Source organism: Streptomyces sp. NBC_01477 (genome assembly GCF_036227245.1).
GTDB lineage: Bacteria > Actinomycetota > Actinomycetes > Streptomycetales > Streptomycetaceae > Actinacidiphila.
Genome location: NZ_CP109445.1, coordinates 3,874,307 through 3,893,824, shown reverse-complemented (window position 1 = coordinate 3,893,824; position 19,518 = coordinate 3,874,307). Strand labels below are relative to the sequence as shown.

General features: G+C 70.7%; 21 protein-coding genes and 1 tRNA gene. 4 read left to right on the top strand and 18 right to left on the bottom strand.

Annotated features, from left to right (window positions below):
- The first annotated feature begins 153 nt into the window (after window positions 1-153).
- The 3 genes from cysS to OHA86_RS16140 all read left to right on the top strand — a co-directional run bounded on the left by cysS (window position 154) and on the right by OHA86_RS16140 (window position 4,433).
- On the top strand, window positions 154-1,545 hold the full coding sequence (gene cysS, locus OHA86_RS16150) for a cysteine--tRNA ligase (protein WP_329176078.1): 1,392 nt from the start codon (window positions 154-156) through the stop codon (window positions 1,543-1,545).
- A gap of 91 nt (window positions 1,546-1,636) precedes the next feature.
- Window positions 1,637-2,596 carry a 23S rRNA (guanosine(2251)-2'-O)-methyltransferase RlmB gene (rlmB, locus tag OHA86_RS16145; protein ID WP_329176076.1) on the top strand — a complete coding sequence of 320 codons (960 nt, stop codon included), beginning with the start codon at window positions 1,637-1,639 and terminating at the stop codon, window positions 2,594-2,596.
- A gap of 235 nt (window positions 2,597-2,831) precedes the next feature.
- Complete coding sequence (locus OHA86_RS16140; RefSeq protein WP_443071745.1) at window positions 2,832-4,433, top strand: DoxX family protein; 1,602 nt, start codon at window positions 2,832-2,834, stop codon at window positions 4,431-4,433.
- A gap of 134 nt (window positions 4,434-4,567) precedes the next feature.
- Here the strand turns inward: OHA86_RS16140 and OHA86_RS16135 are convergent, their stop codons facing one another.
- The 3 genes from OHA86_RS16135 to OHA86_RS16125 all read right to left on the bottom strand — a co-directional run bounded on the left by OHA86_RS16135 (window position 4,568) and on the right by OHA86_RS16125 (window position 7,299).
- Window positions 4,568-5,308 carry a nucleotidyltransferase family protein gene (locus OHA86_RS16135; protein WP_329176074.1) on the bottom strand — a complete coding sequence of 247 codons (741 nt, stop codon included), beginning with the start codon at window positions 5,306-5,308 and terminating at the stop codon, window positions 4,568-4,570.
- A gap of 183 nt (window positions 5,309-5,491) precedes the next feature.
- Window positions 5,492-5,920 carry a hypothetical protein gene (locus OHA86_RS16130; RefSeq protein WP_329176072.1) on the bottom strand — a complete coding sequence of 143 codons (429 nt, stop codon included), beginning with the start codon at window positions 5,918-5,920 and terminating at the stop codon, window positions 5,492-5,494.
- A 254-nt stretch (window positions 5,921-6,174) separates the two neighbouring features.
- Window positions 6,175-7,299, bottom strand: coding sequence for an ABC transporter ATP-binding protein (locus OHA86_RS16125; RefSeq protein WP_329176070.1), 1,125 nt, complete (start codon window positions 7,297-7,299; stop codon window positions 6,175-6,177).
- Window positions 7,300-7,503: 204 nt separating this feature from the next.
- Here OHA86_RS16125 and OHA86_RS16120 point away from each other — a divergent pair.
- Window positions 7,504-7,577 (top strand) — tRNA-Thr (locus OHA86_RS16120).
- A gap of 47 nt (window positions 7,578-7,624) precedes the next feature.
- Here the strand turns inward: OHA86_RS16120 and OHA86_RS16115 are convergent.
- The 15 genes from OHA86_RS16115 to OHA86_RS16045 all read right to left on the bottom strand — a co-directional run bounded on the left by OHA86_RS16115 (window position 7,625) and on the right by OHA86_RS16045 (window position 19,448).
- Window positions 7,625-9,010: a tyrosine-type recombinase/integrase gene (locus tag OHA86_RS16115; protein ID WP_329176068.1), complete on the bottom strand. Its 1,386-nt coding sequence runs from the start codon at window positions 9,008-9,010 to the stop codon at window positions 7,625-7,627.
- A gap of 59 nt (window positions 9,011-9,069) precedes the next feature.
- The gene (locus tag OHA86_RS16110; RefSeq protein ID WP_329176066.1) at window positions 9,070-9,270 is read right to left on the bottom strand and encodes a helix-turn-helix domain-containing protein; all 201 of its coding nucleotides are present in this window, start codon (window positions 9,268-9,270) and stop codon (window positions 9,070-9,072) included.
- A gap of 447 nt (window positions 9,271-9,717) precedes the next feature.
- Window positions 9,718-11,196: an ATP-binding protein gene (locus tag OHA86_RS16105; protein ID WP_329176065.1), complete on the bottom strand. Its 1,479-nt coding sequence runs from the start codon at window positions 11,194-11,196 to the stop codon at window positions 9,718-9,720.
- A 2-nt stretch (window positions 11,197-11,198) separates the two neighbouring features.
- A complete protein-coding gene (locus OHA86_RS16100) occupies window positions 11,199-12,044 on the bottom strand; it encodes a bifunctional DNA primase/polymerase (RefSeq protein WP_329176063.1) in 846 nt (281 codons plus the stop codon).
- 84 nt (window positions 12,045-12,128) lie between these two features.
- Window positions 12,129-12,830 carry a PP2C family protein-serine/threonine phosphatase gene (locus OHA86_RS16095; protein WP_329176061.1) on the bottom strand — a complete coding sequence of 234 codons (702 nt, stop codon included), beginning with the start codon at window positions 12,828-12,830 and terminating at the stop codon, window positions 12,129-12,131.
- Between the two features lie 11 nt (window positions 12,831-12,841).
- The gene (locus tag OHA86_RS16090) at window positions 12,842-13,132 is read right to left on the bottom strand and encodes a hypothetical protein (RefSeq protein WP_329176059.1); all 291 of its coding nucleotides are present in this window, start codon (window positions 13,130-13,132) and stop codon (window positions 12,842-12,844) included.
- The gene (locus OHA86_RS16085; RefSeq protein ID WP_329176057.1) at window positions 13,129-13,755 is read right to left on the bottom strand and encodes a hypothetical protein; all 627 of its coding nucleotides are present in this window, start codon (window positions 13,753-13,755) and stop codon (window positions 13,129-13,131) included. The genes OHA86_RS16090 and OHA86_RS16085 overlap by 4 nt, the downstream gene beginning before the upstream one ends.
- Before the next feature lie 22 nt (window positions 13,756-13,777).
- Window positions 13,778-13,972, bottom strand: coding sequence for a hypothetical protein (locus OHA86_RS16080; protein WP_329176055.1), 195 nt, complete (start codon window positions 13,970-13,972; stop codon window positions 13,778-13,780).
- Window positions 13,969-14,271 carry a hypothetical protein gene (locus OHA86_RS16075; RefSeq protein WP_329176054.1) on the bottom strand — a complete coding sequence of 101 codons (303 nt, stop codon included), beginning with the start codon at window positions 14,269-14,271 and terminating at the stop codon, window positions 13,969-13,971. Before OHA86_RS16075 ends, OHA86_RS16080 begins: the two co-directional genes overlap by 4 nt.
- Window positions 14,272-14,410: 139 nt before the next feature.
- Window positions 14,411-16,678 (bottom strand): cell division protein FtsK, encoded by a 2,268-nt coding sequence (locus tag OHA86_RS16070; protein ID WP_329176053.1) that lies wholly within the window; start codon window positions 16,676-16,678, stop codon window positions 14,411-14,413.
- A 167-nt stretch (window positions 16,679-16,845) separates the two neighbouring features.
- Window positions 16,846-17,232 (bottom strand): RRQRL motif-containing zinc-binding protein, encoded by a 387-nt coding sequence (locus OHA86_RS16065; protein WP_329176051.1) that lies wholly within the window; start codon window positions 17,230-17,232, stop codon window positions 16,846-16,848.
- Window positions 17,232-17,867: a GGDEF domain-containing protein gene (locus OHA86_RS16060; RefSeq protein ID WP_329176050.1), complete on the bottom strand. Its 636-nt coding sequence runs from the start codon at window positions 17,865-17,867 to the stop codon at window positions 17,232-17,234. The genes OHA86_RS16065 and OHA86_RS16060 overlap by 1 nt, the downstream gene beginning before the upstream one ends.
- Entirely contained in the window at window positions 17,864-18,832 is a 969-nt protein-coding gene (locus OHA86_RS16055) for a DUF2637 domain-containing protein (protein WP_329176048.1), read from the bottom strand. Before OHA86_RS16055 ends, OHA86_RS16060 begins: the two co-directional genes overlap by 4 nt.
- On the bottom strand, window positions 18,829-19,161 hold the full coding sequence (locus OHA86_RS16050) for a hypothetical protein (RefSeq protein WP_329176045.1): 333 nt from the start codon (window positions 19,159-19,161) through the stop codon (window positions 18,829-18,831). Before OHA86_RS16050 ends, OHA86_RS16055 begins: the two co-directional genes overlap by 4 nt.
- Window positions 19,158-19,448, bottom strand: a complete 291-nt coding sequence (locus OHA86_RS16045) for a hypothetical protein (RefSeq protein ID WP_329176044.1) — start codon at window positions 19,446-19,448, stop codon at window positions 19,158-19,160. Before OHA86_RS16045 ends, OHA86_RS16050 begins: the two co-directional genes overlap by 4 nt.
- Window positions 19,449-19,518: the final 70 nt, after the last annotated feature.

The following is a 19,518-nucleotide window of genomic DNA, read 5'->3' as shown; positions in this document are numbered from 1 at the left end:
CCGGATACGGCTGACGGGACCGTCACGCACGACTGGCGGGATCACCGGGCACCGCTGACGACGGAGGGCCGGAAGAGCCGCCTGGGGCGGATGTGCGGTCTGTCTGCGGCAGACCGCACGTGGCACCCTCCAACGGCCACTACCCTTGATGGCGTGACTATTCGCCTGTACGACACCAGCGCACGCCAGGTCCGTGACTTCGTCCCGCTCACGCCGGGCTGTGTCTCGATCTACCTGTGTGGCGCCACCGTGCAGGCGGCACCGCACATCGGCCACATCAGGTCGGGCCTGAACTTCGACATCATCCAGCGCTGGTTCCGCCACCGCGGCTACGAGGTCACGTTCATCCGCAATGTGACGGACATCGACGACAAGATCCTCCGCAAGGCCGCCGACCAGGGCCGCCCCTGGTGGTCCATCGGGTACGAGAACGAGCGCGCCTTCAGCAACGGCTACGACGTGCTGGGCTGCATGCCGCCCACGTACGAGCCGCGGGCCACCGGCCATGTGCCGGAGATGATCGAGATGATGCGCGGCCTGATCGAGCGCGGCCACGCCTACGTCTCCGACGGCAACGTCTATTTCGACGTGCGGTCCTTCCCCGGCTATCTGGAGCTGTCCAACCAGGAGCTGGACAATCTGCGCCAGCCCGAGGGCGAGGGCGAGACCGGCAAGCGCGACCACCGCGACTTCGCGATGTGGAAGGCCACCAAGCCGGGCGAGCCGTCCTGGGAGACACCGTGGGGCCGCGGCAGGCCCGGCTGGCACCTGGAGTGCTCGGTGATGGCGCACAAGTACCTGGGCCCCGTCTTCGACATCCACGGCGGCGGCATCGACCTGATCTTCCCGCACCACGAGAACGAGATCGCCCAGGCCAAGGCGTACGGCGACGAGTTCGCCCGCTACTGGGTGCACAACGCGTGGGTCACCATGAGCGGCGAGAAGATGAGCAAGTCGCTCGGCAATTCCGTGCTGGTCTCGGAAATGGTGCAGCGCTGGCGCCCGATCGTGCTGCGCTACTACCTGGGCACCCCGCACTACCGGTCGATGATCGAGTACAGCGAGGAGGCGCTGCGGGAGGCGGAGGCCGCGTTCGCGCGGATCGAGGGCTTCGTGCAGCGGGTCGTCGAGAAGGCCGGGCACGTGGATCCCGCGGCAGAGGTGCCGCCCGCCTTCGCCGAGGCAATGGACGACGACTTGGGCGTGCCGCAGGCGCTGGCCGTCGTGCACACCACCGTCCGGCAGGGCAACAGCGCGCTCACCGCCGACGACAAGGAAACGGCGGTCGCGCGACTGGCCGAGGTCCGTGCGATGCTCGGAGTGCTGGGCCTGGACCCGCTGGACCCGCACTGGACCGGCGCGGACCGCGGGGACGACCTGCACGGCGTGGTGGACTCGCTCGTCCAGCTGGTGCTCGAACAGCGGCAGTCGGCGCGGTCCCGCAAGGACTACGGGACGGCGGACGCGATCCGCGACCAGCTGGTCCAGGCGGGCCTGGAGATCGAGGACACGCCGACCGGCTCGCGGTGGACACTGCGCGGCTGAACACCCGGCCGCCCCCAACCGACAAAGACATTCGACGCAGAGACGTGGAGACGTAGCGACGTCGAGACACGAACAGAAGTGAGAGTGCCCCATGGCCGGCAACAGCCAGCGCAGGAACCGCCGTACGTCCAACAAGAAGGGCGCCACGGTCGGCAGCGGCGGGCAGCGCCGCAAGGGCCTTGAGGGCAAGGGCCCGACGCCGCCCGCCGAGGCGCGCAAGGGCCACAAGAAGAACCGCGTCGCCGCGGCCCAGGCCAGGCGGACGGTGTCGGGGCAGTCCCGCCGTCCGTCGGGCCGCGGTGCCAAGTCGACGTCCGAGATGGTCGTCGGCCGCAATCCGGTGGTCGAGGCGCTGCGCGCCGACATCCCCGCGAACGCGGTCTACGTCCAGCAGTTCATCGACAACGACGACCGGGTGCGCGAGGCGCTGCGGCTCGCCACCGACCGCGGGGTGCCGCTGCTGGAGGCGCCCAGGCCCGAGCTGGACCGCCTCACCGCGGGCCTGAACCACCAGGGCCTGGTGCTCCAGATCCCGGCGTACGAGTACGCCCACCCCGAGGACCTGCTCGCCGGAGCCGCGGACCAGGGCGACGACGCGCTGATCGTCGCCCTCGACGGTGTGACCGACCCGCGCAATCTCGGCGCGGTCGTCCGCTCGGTCGCGGCCTTCGGCGGCCACGGTGTCGTGGTGCCCGAGCGGCGCGCCGCCGGCATGACCGCCGGCGCCTGGAAGACCTCGGCCGGCACCGCGGCCCGCGTCCCGGTGGCCCGCGCCACCAACCTCACCCGCACCCTTGAGGCGTACCAGAAGGCCGGCCTGACCGTCATCGGCCTGGCCGCGGACGGCGACGTCGACCTGTACGACCTCGACGCGCTCACCGGGCCCGTCGTCATCGTGGCGGGCAGCGAGGGCAAGGGCCTGTCCCGGCTGGTCGGCGAGACCTGTGACCTGCTGGTCCGCATCCCGATGCCGGGCGGCGCGGCGGAGTCGCTGAACGCGGGCGTGGCGGCGGGCGTGGTGCTGTACGAGGCGGCGCGGCGCCGGGCCTGAGCGGGGAGCGGAGCCGGGCCTGAGCGGGAGTCACGGCCGGGCGGAACCTGTCGGGGCCGGGGGCTCGGCCGCGCGGGAGGGCATCATACGGGCTCTGCACGATTGACGCGTCTCGGACATCAAGGGCTCCGGCAGGCAGTGTCCTAAAGGTCAGTCACTCGGTTAGATGAGTGTGGACACCAGAACACCCCACCCCTCCACGGGGGGAGGGACGCCCGGATTCGACGAGCCGGTCATGACGATGGCACGGGTGCCGAGCGACCCCGCCCAGGTCATCGTCACCCATGCGAGCTTCCGTGTGCAGCTGGGACGGGCCTCGGTCCGTTCCCTGCGCATCGGCGACACCGCCGGGATCACGGCCGCCTCGCAGCACGCGGACGCCGCCGGAGTCCCCGGCCGCCGCAAGCTGGCGCCGGTGGTGTGGTCCGGCCGCAGCGAGCCCGGCGACGAACTGGCCGGTGAGCTGCTCCAGGCGGTACGCCGGGCCGGCACCGCCGACGGTCCCGCGGGGTCCGCCACGCAGCTGCTGCCGAGGATCGGCGACACCACGGTGCGGCCGCCCGGCACCCCGACCGTCGTCGGCCCGCGCAGCGGCGAGTCCCCGACCGGCCTGCTCGGCGGCGTACGGCCGGCGCGCGGCGCGTACGACCAGGACGACGAGCCCGTGGTCGGTTACCGCGGCCCCGGCGCCGGCGGCGCACATGGCGACGGCGACACCTATGGCGACGGCTACGAGGACGGCTACGAGGACGCCGAGCAGGAGCGCAGGCCGCGCAAGAGCAACGGTGACTTCGTCAAGCACGCCTGGTATCCGGGCCGCCGGATGAACCTCGGCATCGTGCTGCTCCCACTGCGTGTCTTCCTCGGCTTCGTGTCGATCTACGCCGGCATGGGCAAGCTGTGCGACCGCGTCTACTTCGACGGCGGCGAACGCGGCTCCATGGTCACCTGGCTGGCCTCGCTGCACCCCTGGGCGGCGGCGGAACCGCTGCGCAATGCCGCGCTCAACCACCCGGTGGGAGCGGGCCTGAGCATCGCCTTCCTCCAGGTCGTGGTCGGCGTCCTGACCATCTGCGGCCTGTGGCAGCGGGTCGCTGCGGTCTTCGGCGCCGGCCTGTCCATCGCGCTGCTCGTGACCGTGAGCTGGCGCACCGTCCCGGTCTACGACGCCCCCGACTTCATCTACCTGGCCGCCTGGAGCCCGCTGGTCATCGCCGGCGCCCCCGTCTACTCGATCGACGGCAAGCTCGCCGGCGACGCATGGCGGCGCCTCGGCCCCCGGGTCGGCCTGTGGGACCTGCGCCACTACGTCCTGCGACGGGGCGCGGTGCTCGGTACGGTCATCGTCGGCTGCACCCTGCTGCTCGGCTCGGTGCTGGGCGCGGCGGTACGGGCCTCCACCGCTCCGGAACACCGGCCGGCCGGTCCGACCGCCCCGCCGGTCAACAACCTGCCGGGCATGCCGCTGCCCGAGGTCTCCGGCGGCGACAGCGGTTCCGCGTCCGCGACGCCGGAGCCGTCGAAGTCGGCGAGGGCCGACAAGAAGAAGAAGCCGGACACGTCCGGGTCCGCCACTTCGGCGCCCACCGCGGCCCCCGGCCACACCCACGCGCCCGGCAGCACGTCCGCCACCGGCTCCGGCGGCTCCTCAGGGGGCAGCGGCGGCTCAGGCGGCTCGTCCCCGTCCTCCCAGGCCCCGCCCGCGGCCCCGCCGACCCATGCGGCGCCGCCCCCGCCTCCGCCGGCCGCCAAGCCCACGCAGGGCGCCATCGGCGGCCTCCTCGGCGCCCCTCTCCTCGGCGGCGGCCCGTCCGCGTCCCCGGCTCCAACAGCCTAAGACGCCGGCACAGTTCCCCGCGCCCGGGTCAGGGGCGCGGGGAACTGCCTGTTTCGGTGACGACGGTGGTGAAGTAGGCGCGGCCACGGGCCCCGGGCGGCAGCCCGGAGGAGCCTCGGAGGGAGCCGGCCGGGTCAGACGGGTACGGAGCCCAATTCCCTGGCCGCCTCGCGAAGGTCCTTGGCCGTGTCGATGGCCCGCCAGTAGGCCCCTTGCGGAATGGGGTAGCCGGCCAGCCGGCGTTCCCGCGCGAGCCGCGGGAAGGTGGTGCGTTCGTGGTCGCCCAGATCCGGCAGCATCGCCGTGAAGCCGGGCGCGAAGACGTAGACACCGGCGTTGATGAGGAAGGGCGAGGGCGGTGACTCGATGAAGTCCAGCACCTGGCCGAACTCATTGGTCTCGACGGCCCCCCAGGGAATCCGCGGCCTGGCGAGGGCGAGCGTGGCGACGGCGTCGCGCTCCTCGTGGAAGGCGGCCATGCCGCGCAGCGAGAAGCGCGTCCAGATGTCGCCGTTGGTGGCGTACCACGGCTCGTCGGCGCGCGGCAGCGACGCGGCGGCGTACTTGAGGCCGCCGCCGCGCCCGAGCGGCTCGCCCTCGACGACGGTGGTCACCTTCATCGGCAGCGGTGTGCAGGCCAGCCATTCCTGGAGCACTTCCGCGAGGTGCCCGCACGAGACGACGACATCGGTGACGCCCTCCGCGGCGAGCCAGTCGAGCTGGTGGCCGATGATCGGCGTTCCCGTACCCGGGATCTCGACCATCGGCTTGGGCCGGTCGTCGGTGTACGGGCGCAGCCGTGAGCCCTGGCCTCCGGCCAGGATGACGGCCTGCGTGACCGGGATGACCTCGTGCGCGGTTGTGTCGTGCGTCATGCAGCGACCCTATGCGACGCGGCGGAAGGGCTACGGCCCGGGCGTTGACCGTACGTACCCGCCTCCGTACATGGCGGCGTGACCGTAACCCGCCGCTGTGGACGACGGGTTACGGCGGGGACGGCGGCGCGGACCGACCGGGGCCGACCCGGTCTGGTCGGGGCCGGCCCGGGGCGGCCGGGGTCAGCCGACCGAGGCGATGCCGGTGGCGAAGGCGGTGTCGCACACCGGGCGGGACCACGACTGGGCCCGCTGAGTGGCGCCGTCGTACTTGGCGACGGCGGCGCGGCCCAGCGAACGCGCGATGGACGCGCAGTATTTGGCGAGCGACGGGTGACGGGCCATGGCGACCTGGAGGTCGGTGAGGGCCACTCCCGGGTCCTTGTGCTGGAGTTCGGCCAGCAGCCGCGAGCGCAGCGCCTCCTGCGGCGCCTTGGTGGCCGTCTCAGCGGCCACCTCCTGGCGGCTCTTGGCAGAGGCGGTGAGCACCTGTGCGTCGGAGGAGGAGACGGCCCACGGGACGCGGGTGACGGCGAGCGTTCCCGACAGCACGAGAACGACCGGAAGAACGAGCGCGAATGTCTTGCCGAGACGGCGAGCTACCTGGTTCACGCATCGGATCGTAGCGACTGGTGATGATTTGGCGACATTTAGTCACCCTCCCGGGGGAGTGAAATCGCCGAGCGGGGCGTTCGGGTGTTGACGAACGGCCCTGAAAGGGCGGTTATGCGTACGTATGCGACCGGGGGGCGCCGGTGGGTGGTGCGGCCGAGTGGTGCGGCCGGGCGGTGCTGCCGGCACGCGAACGGCCGGGCGGTACGTGGTCTCCCACGTACCGCCCGGCCGTAGCGCTTACAGGCCTGCGATCAGTCGCTGAGGCGCTCGCCGGACGACGTGGCGAACACGTGCGTCTCACCGCCGCGCGGCACGACGTGCAGCACGGAGCCCTTCTCGGGGATCGAGCGGCCGCCGACGCGGATGACCACGTCCTTGTCCTCGCCGTCGACCTTGGCCGAGCCGTAGACGTAACCGTCCGCGCCCAGCTCCTCGACGACGTTCACGGTGACGGCCAGGCCCGCGGGGGCGTCCTTCGTCAGCGACTTGGCGTCGTCCTCACCGGTGACGATGTCGAAGTGCTCGGGACGGACACCGACGGTGACCGTCTTGTCGCCCTTGTCCGCGGCCGCCTGCACCGCGTCACGCTCGACGTTGACCAGCGCGTTGCCGAACTTCACGCCGCCGTCGACGATCGGGACCTCGATGAGGTTCATCGCCGGGGAGCCGATGAAGCCCGCCACGAACAGGTTGGCCGGCTTGTCGTACATGTTGCGCGGGCTGTCGACCTGCTGGAGCAGACCGTCCTTGAGCACCGCCACGCGGTCGCCCATCGTCATGGCCTCGACCTGGTCGTGGGTGACGTAGACGGTGGTGACGCCGAGCCGGCGCTGCAGGCTGGCGATCTGCGTACGGGTCTGCACACGGAGCTTCGCGTCGAGGTTCGACAGCGGCTCGTCCATGAGGAAGACCTGCGGCTCCCGGACGATCGCGCGGCCCATCGCGACACGCTGCCGCTGACCACCGGAGAGCGCCTTCGGCTTACGCGCCAGGTACTCGGTGAGGTCCAGGATCTTCGCGGCTTCCTCGACCCGCTTGCGGATCTCCGCCTTGTTGATGCCGGCGATCTTGAGCGCGAAGCCCATGTTGTCGGCGACCGTCATGTGCGGGTAGAGCGCGTAGTTCTGGAACACCATCGCGATGTCCCGGTCCTTCGGCGGCAGGTGCGTGACGTCCCGCTCACCGATCCGGATCGAACCGCCGTTGACGTCCTCGAGCCCCGCGAGCATCCGGAGCGAGGTCGACTTGCCGCAACCCGAAGGCCCGACCAGTACCAGGAACTCGCCGTCCCCGACCTCGATGTCGAGCCCGTCCACCGCGGGCTTGTCGCCACCCGGGTAGATCCGGGTCGCCTTGTCGAACGTGACTGTAGCCATGACTGTTACGCAGTCCCTTCACCGGCAGGAACGTGCCGGACGATCCGAGTAAAGGAAGCAGTTCTCTGGGTGCCGCTTCAGTGGTCCAGCCCGTATCCCACGGGCTCCCGGTGACGCTACCTGCACGTTCCCGGTTTTGTCACCAGCCCCTCGACCCCTTTTTCCCCGCCCACCCCCACCGCTGCCCGCTACACTGCTTCCTGCGCCTCCTTAGCTCAGTTGGCCAGAGCGACGCTCTTGTAAAGCGTAGGTCGTCGGTTCGAACCCGACAGGGGGCTCCGCCTGAACCCCAGCCCAGATAGCCTCTGAGCTGGGGTTTCCTCGTTCAGCGGACGCGGCGGCGCTGTCGTGCGCGGGCCGCTTTAGTGTCGGCGGTCTCAGTTCTGGTCTCAGTTGGGGCCACGGCCGGGGGCAGGAAGGTGTTGCCCATCCTGTCCATGGCGGCCTTGCTCAGGTGCGACCGACCCTTGACGTAGCGCCGGGTCTGGCTGATCTGGGTGTGCCGAAGGATCTCCATGATGGTCACGATGTCGACGCCCAGCTCGTTCAGGATCGTGCCGGCAGTGTGCCTGCTCCCGTCGTAGAGGCGGCGGTCGTCAATGCCCGCTTCGACAAGTATCTCCTTGAACTCTCCGTAGTCCTGGCGCGGATCCAGCGGGCGGCCGTCCGGCCGGGTGAACACCGCGTCGAGCCCCTGCCAGACCTCCCCCGCGGCTTCCTTTGCCGCGTCCTGCTGGAGCTTGTGCTCACGCAGGTAGGGGATGAATGGCGGCGGGATGGGCACCGCATTTCGACTCTTCTTCGTCTTGGGGCGAGTAAAGACCAACCCCCCTTCCTTGCGCTCCGGGCAGGTGCTCGCGTGTTTCCTGCACCCTTCCGGACAGGGCTTGGGGCAGCCCCGTGTGTAGCCCTTGTGCCTGGTACAGCCCGGCGGGCACGCGTCGAACCGGTGCCGCCGCTCACCGCAGGCGTGCGGGTCGATGCATCCGTGCCGCCACGTGAGCCGTTGAATCTGCCATTGCGGGTGGAACAGCTCGGCTTCGAGATCCACGTACGGCCACCGGAGACCGAGGCATTCCCCTTGCCGGAATCCCATGCCGACGCCGATCACCCAGCGGAGGAAGGTGGGCCGCCTGGCAGCTGCGGCGAGGAAGGCTTTCGCCTCTTCGATGGTGAAAGGGTTCGCCTCGGTCTCGTCAGTGGAAGGCGGGTCCACGAGGGTCGCAACGTTCTCCACGATCATCCGGCGGCGGTGCGCGATTTTCAGCGCGCGCGACAGGATGCGGTGCACCTTGAGCACGTGCGAGGGGGCGTGTCCGGCGTCGAGCATGGCCCGATACATATGCTCAAGGTGCTCGGGGGCGAGCTTGTCGATGCGGTGCTGGCCAACCCCGGGGATGATGTCGTTGCGGGTCTTGGACCAGTAGTCGTCCAGGGAACGGGGCTTGAGTTTCAGGCTGGCGATGTCGGTGAGGTAGGTCTCCATCCACGTCGCCACGGTCGGCTTGCGGCCTGCTTTCGGGGCGCGTCCGTTGTCGCGCAGGGTCTCCAGGTCCTTGACCTTGCGCTTAATTTCAGGTTCGGTCCTGGCCCTGCGGTGGCGCCGGTCGGGCCTGCCGTCGCTTTTGACTCCCATGGTGACGCGGCCGTGCCACCAGCCGTCGCTGCCGAGGTAGATGGACGACTCCATGTTGGGTTTGCGGGGGCTCATGGTTCCTCCACGCGAAGAGGCGGGCCAAACGTTCTCGGCCCGCCTCAGGTGCGCTGCGCTCAGTGGGATTGGTTGGTCAGGCTCGCGGCGAAGCGCTCAAGCTCGCTGTGGTGAATACGGCGGGAGCGACCGCACTTCACGAATCGCAGGGCGCCATCCGCCATCAGCTCATAGATGGTGGAGCGGCCCAACGAGAGCGCGGTGGCGGCTTCTTCGGGGCGGTAGAGGATGCGCGGAATGGGCGCGGTGGTGGTGCTCATGTAGGTGGCTCCTAGGTGAGCGGGATGCGGGGGTTCTGTCCGAGGTGCGGGTTTGTGCGTCACCGCGTCATCTGCGTCATTCGAGTCCCTGGCCTGCGGTTTTCGGTGACGCAGGGTCCGGGGGTGCGTCATCGGTGACGCAGGCTCTTCGTCATCGGTGACGCGGGTGACGCGGGTGACGCGGGGTGACGCAGCCGGGGCGCGTCTGCGTCACCGCTATTGCCGCTGGTCAGGGTGCGTTTTCCGGCTGTGGTGACGCAGGTGACGGAGCGTTCCTCTCTTTCGGACAAGAGAGAGGGGTCTGTCTGTTGTGGTGCTCGGCTTAGAACGTGAAGAAGGAGCCGCTTCGCGGCGCGTTCATCGCGGGCGGCGGCGCCGCCGAACAGCAAGAGGAGCACGTCGGGCGGGGTGCTCCTCTTGCTTGTGCCGGCGTTGGCGTCCCGTGGTTCAGAACGCCGGCTCCTGCTCGTGCGGACGTGGCGCCTCCGGGGGGCGGGTGACTTCGATGTAGCGGGCCGTTTTGGTGCGGCCCCAGTCGATGAGTACGCCGCGGGCTGCGAGGGTGGGTTGGAGGCGTTTGAGGCGGTCTGAGAGGACTTTGCCGGTGGTCGGCCATCCTTTGGGTAGAGGGCGGCAGTCCTCGCCGCTGTAGAGGCCGGTGAGGCAGTGCAGCCACTCTGCGGACGTCATCTGCTGCTGCGCCCCCGGATCGAGGCCGGCAGCGTGCTTGAGGACGGTCTGCGCGAGCAGGTCGCCTTCTATGACGTCGTCGTTGAGGTCGTCCAGGCAGGCCCGGTAGGCGCCCAGCGCTCCCAGACCCGTTGCCGCGTCGAGCTGGGCACACAGGTGCGCGAAGTCGGCCATGCGCAGGTCGGTGGGAATGTCCGCATCCGCCCCGCGCACCTGCACGGTCAAGTCCAGCAGCGAGCCGAGAACGACGGGGAGGACTTCCTCGAACTCCGCCCACAGTTCGGCTTCGGTGCGCCGGGTGCGGGGACGCTCCAAGCGCAGGGGCAGGAGGCGCTCGGCGAGGTCGGGACGGATCACGCCGACGTCAATACCGGTCAACAGAAGGGGGCGCCGGTAGCGGGCGCGGACCACGTCGCCGTCCGTGTACAGGGCGCGCTTGATGGTCTCGGCGCCGGTGACGATGCAGCACATGAGGTCGGACAGGTCCGGCGCCAGGTGGGAGAGGTTGTCCAGGGCGGTGACCCAACCGGCGGCCACGGCCGCAATCAGGTTCTCCTCATCCTTCGGCGCCCGCCGCAGGTCGCCGCTCATGCCCTCGATGATCCGCACGAGCATCCTGCCGCCGGTGGACTTCCCCGCGCCTTGAGGGCCGGTGAGGAACGGGGCGGGGACGGGAACGGATGGTCCCAAGCACCCGATCAGCCAGGCGATGGCAAGGCATTCGGTCTCGGCGTTGGCGAAGTTGCACAGCCGCAGCAGCAGGTCGATGCCCTTGCCGCCGGTGTCCTTGACCGGCAAGGGGAGTTCCCCGGTGAGTTGGGTACGGCGCCAGCACACCTCGCGCGGGTCCGGGGTGACGATGTCCCAGCCGGTGGGGTGGATTCGCACTGAGCGCCCGTCATCGCGGCCCAGGTCCAACCACGTTGCCCCGTCGAAGCCCGGCGCGACACGGATGTACACGGGCTGCACGTCCTGGCTCATCGCCAGGGCCTCGATTAGGTCCAGCGCCTCTTTGAGCGCGGTGCCGTTGAAGACGCCGTAGCCGTCGCGGAAGAGTCCGACCATGAGTTCCTGCCGGTGGCTGCCCGAAGTGCCCTGCGAGCGGATCGGCCGTGCCACGGGGTGCCGGTTCTTCTGCGCGTACACGGTCCCGTCCGCGGTGCGGAAGTACCGGAAGTGCTCTTGCGCGTAGCCGGCGATGACATCGCGCGCGGGGGTCTTGTCGTCTTCCGACACGGCTACAACCCCAACCGGGTGCGGGCGTTGGTCCACGCGTCGGTGCAGTGCCGCAGCGATTCGCCTTTGGCCTGCGCGGCGGTGAACAGCCGCGCGGTGTGGGCGTCGGTGAGGCAGCCGCACCGTCCGTGCGTGGACAGCACGGCCAGGAACGTGCCGTAGACGGTGGCATGGACCGCGGCGGACGCGTCGGTGATGCGCTGCTCCGCCATGGTGATGCCGCGGTCGAGGTAGGCGGGCTTGCGGTGCGGGCACTGCCCGCCGCCGGCCCCCGCGGGCACCGTGACGGCCGGGAGCGTCGGCCGGACCGGGGCGGGTTCCTTCACGGCCAGGACGCGCACGGCATCCGGCAGGGCGGCCATGGTGCCGTTGCCGGGACCCAGCCAACGGACGTAGGCCATGGTGGACTTGATGTCGATGCCGGGGCGGACCGCGTTGTGAGAGGTCATGGCGCCCCGGTACAGCCAGTGCTCGCCGCGGGTCGTGACCACGACCCGCGTGGCGGGCAGCGTCTCACGCGCCCAGTCCACGGCCGCCGTGTCGTCCAGGTCCACCACGGTCAGCCCCGAGGCGCCGGGGTGGTAGGCGACGCAGACGGCCTGCCGCCACGCGGCCGTCCACGGCGGGGAGGCCAAGACGGCAGGGTCGGTGGTGGCGGCGGCCCACCCGTGGCACACGCTCGGGCACCGGCACGGGCCTGCGCTCTTCATGTTCGGCCGGCCGCCGCACGCGCTACGGGTGCAGGCGTGGCAGTTGCCGAAGGGGATCTTCCCGCGACGCAACGGCAGTACGGGGATACGGGCCGCGGCGAGGCTCAGCGCGGTGCGCTGGTGGTGGGGATGCGTCATGCTGGAATCTCCAGTCCACTGTTGAGTTGTGCTGGACGAGGGCGGCCCCGGACTTTGTCGAGGCGGGGGCCGCCCTCGGTTGTGTCAGGCTCCGGACGGGGGCAGTGCGGAGATGACGACGGCGGTGGCGTCGTCGCGGTAGCCGGTTTCGTCGGTCTGTGCTGCGTTGACGATGGCGTTCGCCAGCGCTTGGGGGTCCGCGTCGTGGGCGCGGACCAGGCTGACCAAGGTGTCGTGCGGGATCTGGTCGTGTACGCCGTCGCTGGTCAAGATGACGACTTCCTCGGGGATGGTGACGCTGTAGACCGTGCCGACTGTGGCCTTCGACAGCGCGGTCTTGAGCCAGTTGTCGTGTTCGCGGGCGAGTTCCCAGGGGGCGCCGTTGCGGCGGAGCTGGGCGCCGACGGTGTGGTCGTCGGTGTAGCGGGTCAGAGTGACGCCGTCCCAGCCGTAGCCACGGCAGTCGCCGATCCAGGCGACAACGGTGTCGTCATCATCGGAGCGGCGTACAGCGGCAACGGCAACGGCGTTGGCCTCTTCGCCATCCTCACCGGGGTCGGTGACGAGTTGACCGGCGGTGAGAAGTCCGGCGAGGGGGCCGCGTTGCGCGCCGATCCGCGCGGCGACCTCGGCGAGAAGCGGCGCGGTATCGGAGGTGTGGGGGCCGTGGCCGATGCCGTCGACCACGGCGGCCCCGACCGTGCCGTCCGCGAGGACGTACACCTTGGCGGCATCGGCGTTGTCGAGGGCGGTCCCCTCGCGCGTGGCAAAACCAGTACGGATCATGCGAGTCCTTTCTAGAAGGGCGGTTCTTTGCTGTAGCCGCCGGGCGGAGTACGGCGCGGCAGAGGCAGCAGCAGCCAGCGACGGTCCTCGTTCCAGCAGTCGCACGGGAACCAGTCGGTGCCGGCGTACTCACCGGTCTCCGCGTCGCCGTAGTCGTGGGTGTGGCCGCCAGTGCCGCCGCACTCCGGGCAGCGAGAGTGGGGGGTGTCGGTGAGGACCAGGCCACGCCGTGGCCAGTCGGTGACCTTGACTCGTAGACGGGGCAGGGTGCGGAAGGCGCGACGGGCGCGCATCGCGCTCATTTGCTCCCCGTGGCGGGCAGTTCGGGCAGCCCGGCGGTAGTGAGTGCTGCGGGGTCGAAGCCGGGCAGGGCGGCGCGGGAAGTGAGCGCCGCGGCAAGGGCGGTGGCGTACTGCCCACCGGCCTGCGCAGCTTCCACGGCCGCACGGGCACGGATGACCTCGACGGTTTCGACGTGGCGTTGGGTCTCGCGGCGGTCGATGGTGGCCCGCTCGTACGTCACGGTGTCGCGGCGGTCGGTGCGCCAGTGCCGGACGGCGAGGATGTAGGACAGGACGGTGGCGACCGACCACAGCAGCAGCGGCAGGGGCAGGCTGTCGGTGTAGGCGGCGACTCCGGCGAAGGCCATGGTGCCGGCGGCGGTGAAGCCGATCGCGGCAGCGGTGCCGTCGCCGTTCTCTCCGGTGGCGAGCTTGCTGCCGGCGTAGGCGGCGCCCGCGGCGAGTACGCCCATCACGGCGGCATCCCCGATGGAGTGCTCAGCGCCGTTGGCGTTCCACAGCCGCGCCAGGATGAGCACGGTGGACGTGGCCAGCACCGGCGCAGCCTTGGGTGCGGCGTCGGCGAGCCAGTGCCGGTGCACCAGCGGCGCGGCGATGCCGGGCGGGGTGTAGGGCTGGTTCATGGGGGGCGGTTCTCCCTTCCGGTCAGTTGCGCAGTTGCGCGATGGACTGCGCGACGCTGGTCATGACCTGGTCGATGGGACCGGCGGCGCCGGTGGCCGCGGCGTAGAAGCCGAACAGGAACACCACCAGCGCGGCGCCGAACGAGGTGGACTTCGCGCGGATCGCGAAGGCGGACGCGGCGCCGAAGAGCAGCACGGCGGAGACGGACAGGATCACGGGCGGTCTCCCTGCCGGGCGAAGGGGCGGGCGGGCGCGGCGACCTGCTCGGTGGTGCCGCGGTCGTAGGTGCGGCACCACACGTTGTAGAGGTGGCGGCCGGTGCGTATGCGTTTGCCGGTGGCCTTGCAGCGGCGGCAGTCCTTGCCGCGCTTGGCACGGCCCTTGCGGTCGGTCTTCATCGCGAAGCCCCAGCCGCGGCACTTGCGGCAGTTGCCGAACGGCGAGACCGCACACACAGCGGCGTAACCAAGCGTGACGATGAGGATGAGCAGGCTAGCGGCGAGTACGAGGGTCATGAGGCGCCCTTCCAGGACTGACGGGGTGTTTTCGCAGGTGGGCCGCTAGAGGCTAGGTCCCTGTTCAGCGGCCGGATGGGGGTCTAGAGGTGCCGCTAGACCTAGCGGGGTGTGCCGCTAGGTCTAGCGGCGGACTGCGCTAGCCCGCGTCCCGGTTTCCGTCACGCTCCGCAATCACGGTGAGGATACGGGAGCGGTCGATGCCCTTGCGGTTGGCGCCCTTGCCCGCCTCGGTTCGGCCCCACACCTGCACCGTGGTCACACCGAACGGCTTGAGGGCGGCGGCGAGACCTTCGGGGTCCCAGCCGCCGTAGACCTCCGGGCGCAGCTCGGCGAGCCGGACCACCACGGTCTCGGACCACACCTTGGGCTCTTCGGCCGGCACCACGGCGAGGATGTCGCGCAGCAGGTCGTACCCGGCGGACTCGGCCACGTCGAAGGACTCGCCCAGGGCGTGCCCGGACAGCGTCCCGGCGGCTTCACGCAGCTTGCGGGCGCGCAGGCCGATCGTCTCCGCGGTCGGTGCGTCGATGTACGCGGACGACACGATCCGGGCGTCGGCGCCTTCACCCACGAAGTAGTGGATGCCCTTGTCCTTCCAGGAGAACATCGTGGCCCGGATGCCCCGCTTGTAGCTGGAGGTGCCCAGCACCATGTCGTTCTCCAGCTGCCCCATGACCTTGAGGCAGAACCGGGCGGACGCGTTCGCGGAGATCCCGGTGGGCAGGGCCTTGGCGTCCGGTCGCTGCGTGGCCAGCAGCAGCACGATGCCGGTGGCCGGACCGCGTTTGACCAGGTCGGTGCAGATCTCTTCGAACTCCGCCCCGTGCTTGGGGTGCTCGAACCACACCTGGCACTCATCCACCCCGATCACGATCGGGTGCAGACCCAGCCCCGGCTTGTTCGCCAGCTCGCTGGTCACCTTGGACTCCGGGCAGATGTCCCGCGGCAGGGAACGGATCATCTTCGCCCGGCGCCGCAGCTCCGCCCGCACCTCGCGCAGGTCGGCAAGGGCGTACTCGATGTCCTCGTCATCGTCCCCGGCGCGGTGCCGGTGGCTCACGCGCTCGCCGACCGGGTCGAGGTCGCCGGTGCCCTTGAGGTCGTAGGTGTGCAGCTCAGCCCGGACGTCGAGTGCGGCGATGAGCAGCAGCAGGCGCAGCAGGAACGTCTTGCCCATCCGCGGGATGGCACCGATGACGGCCGCGATGTACATGAGCGTGATGTCCACCCAGCGTCCGCGCTGGTCGGTGCCGAACGCCACCGGGCGGAACAGGTCCACCGCGCCGGCCTTGAGCAGCGGCCACGCGGGCTTCTTCGCGGTGGACATGTCCTGATCACCGACCCACAGCACCAACCGGCCGGTGTGCTCTTCTGGCGTGGCCTCAGGCCACACGCACCCGAGCGGGCGCCGCAGCCCCGACGCGAGCCGGTCGCGCCGCTCGATCACGTCCGTGACGGTCACGCCGTAGGGCAGGTCGCCTTCGGCACGCCAGCCGGGGCCGTCGCGGGTGATCGGGGCGGTGAAGGTGAAGCCGTCACGGCCCTTGCCCTGCGCCTGGTTGATCGCCGGGATACCCAGCGAGCCCAGGGCGCGCAGCACGATGTCGCTGGTGAGCTTCTGCGCCTTGGGCAGTTCCACCGCCCGACTCACGACCGGGGCGTCGGCCCGACCGCCGGCCGACCCCATGGCCAGAACGACCGTGGTTGCCGACACGGCCAGCAGCCATCCCGGGGCGAGCACGTACATGGCCAGCGCCGACCCCAGGCCGATGAACGCGGCGAGCGCGAGTACGAGGGTGCGCAGTCGCACCCTGCCGTCACGCTGCCTCGACAGCTTGAGGTACTCGCCCGCGTCCTCGCGGCGGACCGCGGCGAGTCGGACCGGCTCACCCTCACGGTCGGCCATCCACCGCAGCGACCCGCCCACGAACCGGGCCGCACCGCGCGGCGACTGCAACGCCAACCGGCCGGCGTAGTACGGGGACCGCAGCCCGTGGTACGCGACCAGGTGCGCGTAATGCCCGGCAGCCCAGCGGGCGGCCGTACGGAACTCGGTAGCCGAGCGCAGCCACGGCGGGAGGGTCTCCCGACGCCGGGCACCCATCAGCCGACCCAGATAACCCGGACCGGCAACCGCCGGACCGTCGACCATCACCGCGGCGGTCGGGTCGCCCGCCCCGAACACACCCGCGTCGCCCGACGCGTCGAGTGCGGCGGCGGTGCTGGGATCGGCCGACGCGTCGCCCGATCCGGTGGTGTCGGAGTCGGGCACGGCCGTGCCCGACGCGTCGGCCGACTCACGGGCTGTACGGGCCTTGCCCAGGTCCACCACCTCACCGCCGAAGTCGGCGACCAAGTCGGCTTCCAACTGGTTGAAGAGTTCGTTCTCTTCCTCGTGGTTCACTTCGAAGGTTCCTTCCAGGGATGGAGGGTGCAAAGGGGTCCGGCCGCCTGCCGTGGAAAGTGAGCGGCCGGACCCTGTTAAGACGAGTGCAGTTCAGCAGTCGCCGAAGCCCGCGGCGATACCGCGGCGGTATACCGCCGCGGTATCGCCGTGCAGGTCAGCGGCGTTCAGGCGGCGCGCTGTTCGTCGGGGTAGGCGCAGGGCACGCAACTGCCGAGCGTCGGCGGGATGACGTATCCGGCGTCCCGCCGGCAGACCGGGCAGGTGCGGCGGGCGAGCATCGCCGCGGCGTGCGCGGCCCACTTGCCCGGCGTCATCGGCCGGACCGGCTTCGCGAGGTCGACGCGGTAGAGGTAGGCGACCGCGTAGCCGGACTTGCGGCGCCGGGAACGGCGCATGATCTGAGCGGCGACCGGCTGACCGCCGGGCCGTAGCCCCTTCGCCCGCAACTGCCGGCGGGTCGCCATGCCGTCCGGTGCCAGCTTCCACGGGAACGTGGGCGTCCCCCAGGTGGCGCCGGTCGGGTCGTAGCACTGGCCGAACGTCGGGGACATCACGCCACACCCGCACGGGCGGTGCCGGGCCGTCCGGACCGGCGACCGGCGAGCGTGGCGAACAGAGCACCAAGACCGGCCCGGCGGACACCGGCGCGGGCACGCTTGGCCCCATACATGGCCTCATCTGCCCGCCGCAGCAACTCCGGCAGTCCCTCGCTGGGGAAGTCTGCGGCGCGGACCCAGCCGAGAGAAACCGTGGTGTGCACCGCCGGGTCAAGACCGGTAGCAGGGCGGGCGAGCACACCACCGAGAACGGCGAGCATGTCGCCGACCGTGCCGTGATGGTCGATGAGCACCGCGGCGAACTCGTCACCGCCCAGCCGCCCGGCAACACCGTGCGGACCGGTGTAGTGGGCGAGCCGGTCCGCGGTCGCCTTCAACAGCGCATCCCCCGCGGCGTGCCCGTGAGTGTCGTTGACCTGCTTGAACCGGTCCACATCGGCGAGCACCACCACCGCGGCCGGGTTGCGCAACAGGGCGGTGGCCCGGCGGGTGAAGCCGTCCCTCGTCCACAGCCCCGTCAGCGGGTCACGGCGAGCCGTGTTCAACCGGCGCCGGAACCAGATCAGGTGGGCCGACCAGCCCGCGGCCAGCGGTATGCCGGCCGCGCAAGCGGCTAACAGGGTGCTCATGCTGCCACCACCTGCGGCCCGTTATCGCCGGTCGTGCGGTCCGCGCGCAGGGTGTCGCGAACGGTCCGGGAGTGGGCGGCGCCGCAACTCACGGCCTGCCGGATACGCTCCGCAGTCAGGTGCTCGAACGGCCACCCAGCGGTAACCGCACGGGCCTCGGCCAGCACGTCATCGACCGTGCGGCGGCCCGGACGGGGCCTGGCCGCGGGCTTCGGGTCGCGCTTGCGCGGCGCGGGCTTGGTATCGGTCGGCGCCGGGCCGGCCGTGGCGCTGTCCGACGCCGGTGCCGGGTCCGGCTCGACGGTGGCGGGGGTGAGTTCCCCGAGCTTGAGCAGCACCCGGGTACGGCGGTCGGTCTTGGTCCGCCACCGGCGGCCGTGTTCCGCCCGGAGGTCGGCGCGGGCGAGCTGCCGTTCCCGCTCCCGGGCGAGCGCGTCACCGTAGGAGGTGATCTCCCACAGCGTCATCCGCCGCCACAACGTGAACGTGCTCACCGGGGCGAGCAGCCAGCGGGACCGGCGGATCTTCTCCATCCGCCGGCCGGTCACCGCACCGATCCGTGCCGCGTAGACGTGGGCGGCGACCTCGGAGAGCACCACCCACAGCAGCGGCATCGTGCCGTGCGCGACCTTCGCCGACACCGAGGTGCCCGCGGCGATGTTCAGCCAGCACGTCACCCCCGTGAGCAGCCAGGGCACGAACCGCACCCAGGCAAGCGCCATGTCCATCCGGATCAACAGCAGATTCACCACGGTGAACACCGGAATAGCCAGGTCGATCGCCAGCGGCAGCATCCCCGGCGTCGTGAACCCCCACCGGGCAGCAGCGGCAGACACCGTGTCGAACGACATAGCGAGCCCCACACCGCCCACACCCACACCCAGCACCGTCGCCGCAACCAGCAGCACCCGGTCAACACGCGACAGCGGCGGCAACTCCGGCCGCACGATCTCCGGGGCGCTCATGCCGCACCCCCCACAGCCGCAGCGACGGGAACGGTCAGCAGAGGCGCGAAGCCACACAGCTTGATCTCAGCACCGGCGAACGAGCCGAAGACCGTCAAGTCCATGCTCGCGGTGAGCGTGCCGTAATCCACGGCAGCGGCCGGGATGCCCAGTGCGGTTCGCCACTGCTCGAAGTGCGTCAGGCTGTCGTGCACGGAGATCTGCACCCGGTCCGGGTACACATCGTTGATGTCGAAGCACGCCGCGGGCAGGTGCCCGAACGCAGCCGTGATCTGCGCGAGCGCTCCCAGCGCCACGCCCTGACCGGCAACGGTGGTCGCCTCAATCATGCCGCCGCCCCCTTCCGACGCGGCCGGCGGCCCTTGAGCTGCGGCAGGGGAACAACGTTGAACAGCTCCGGCGCGTGCGCCTCGATCGCCTCAACGGCGACCCGGCTCACCCGGTCCGGCATGGTGGGGTCATCCGCGAGGATGTCGGCCGCCGCGGCGAGCCGGGCGGCGCGCTCCTCTTCGGTCTCGCCCTCGACACCCAGCCACAGATCCAGCGGGGTACCGAGCGCGAGTTCGACAAACTCGGTGGCCGTGACAGCCACATGACCAGCGACGATACTTCTCATGGGTCGTGCGCTCCTTAGACGGTGGGAACGGCCCAACCAGCACCCCCGGAGCTGGAACTCCGGGGGTGCG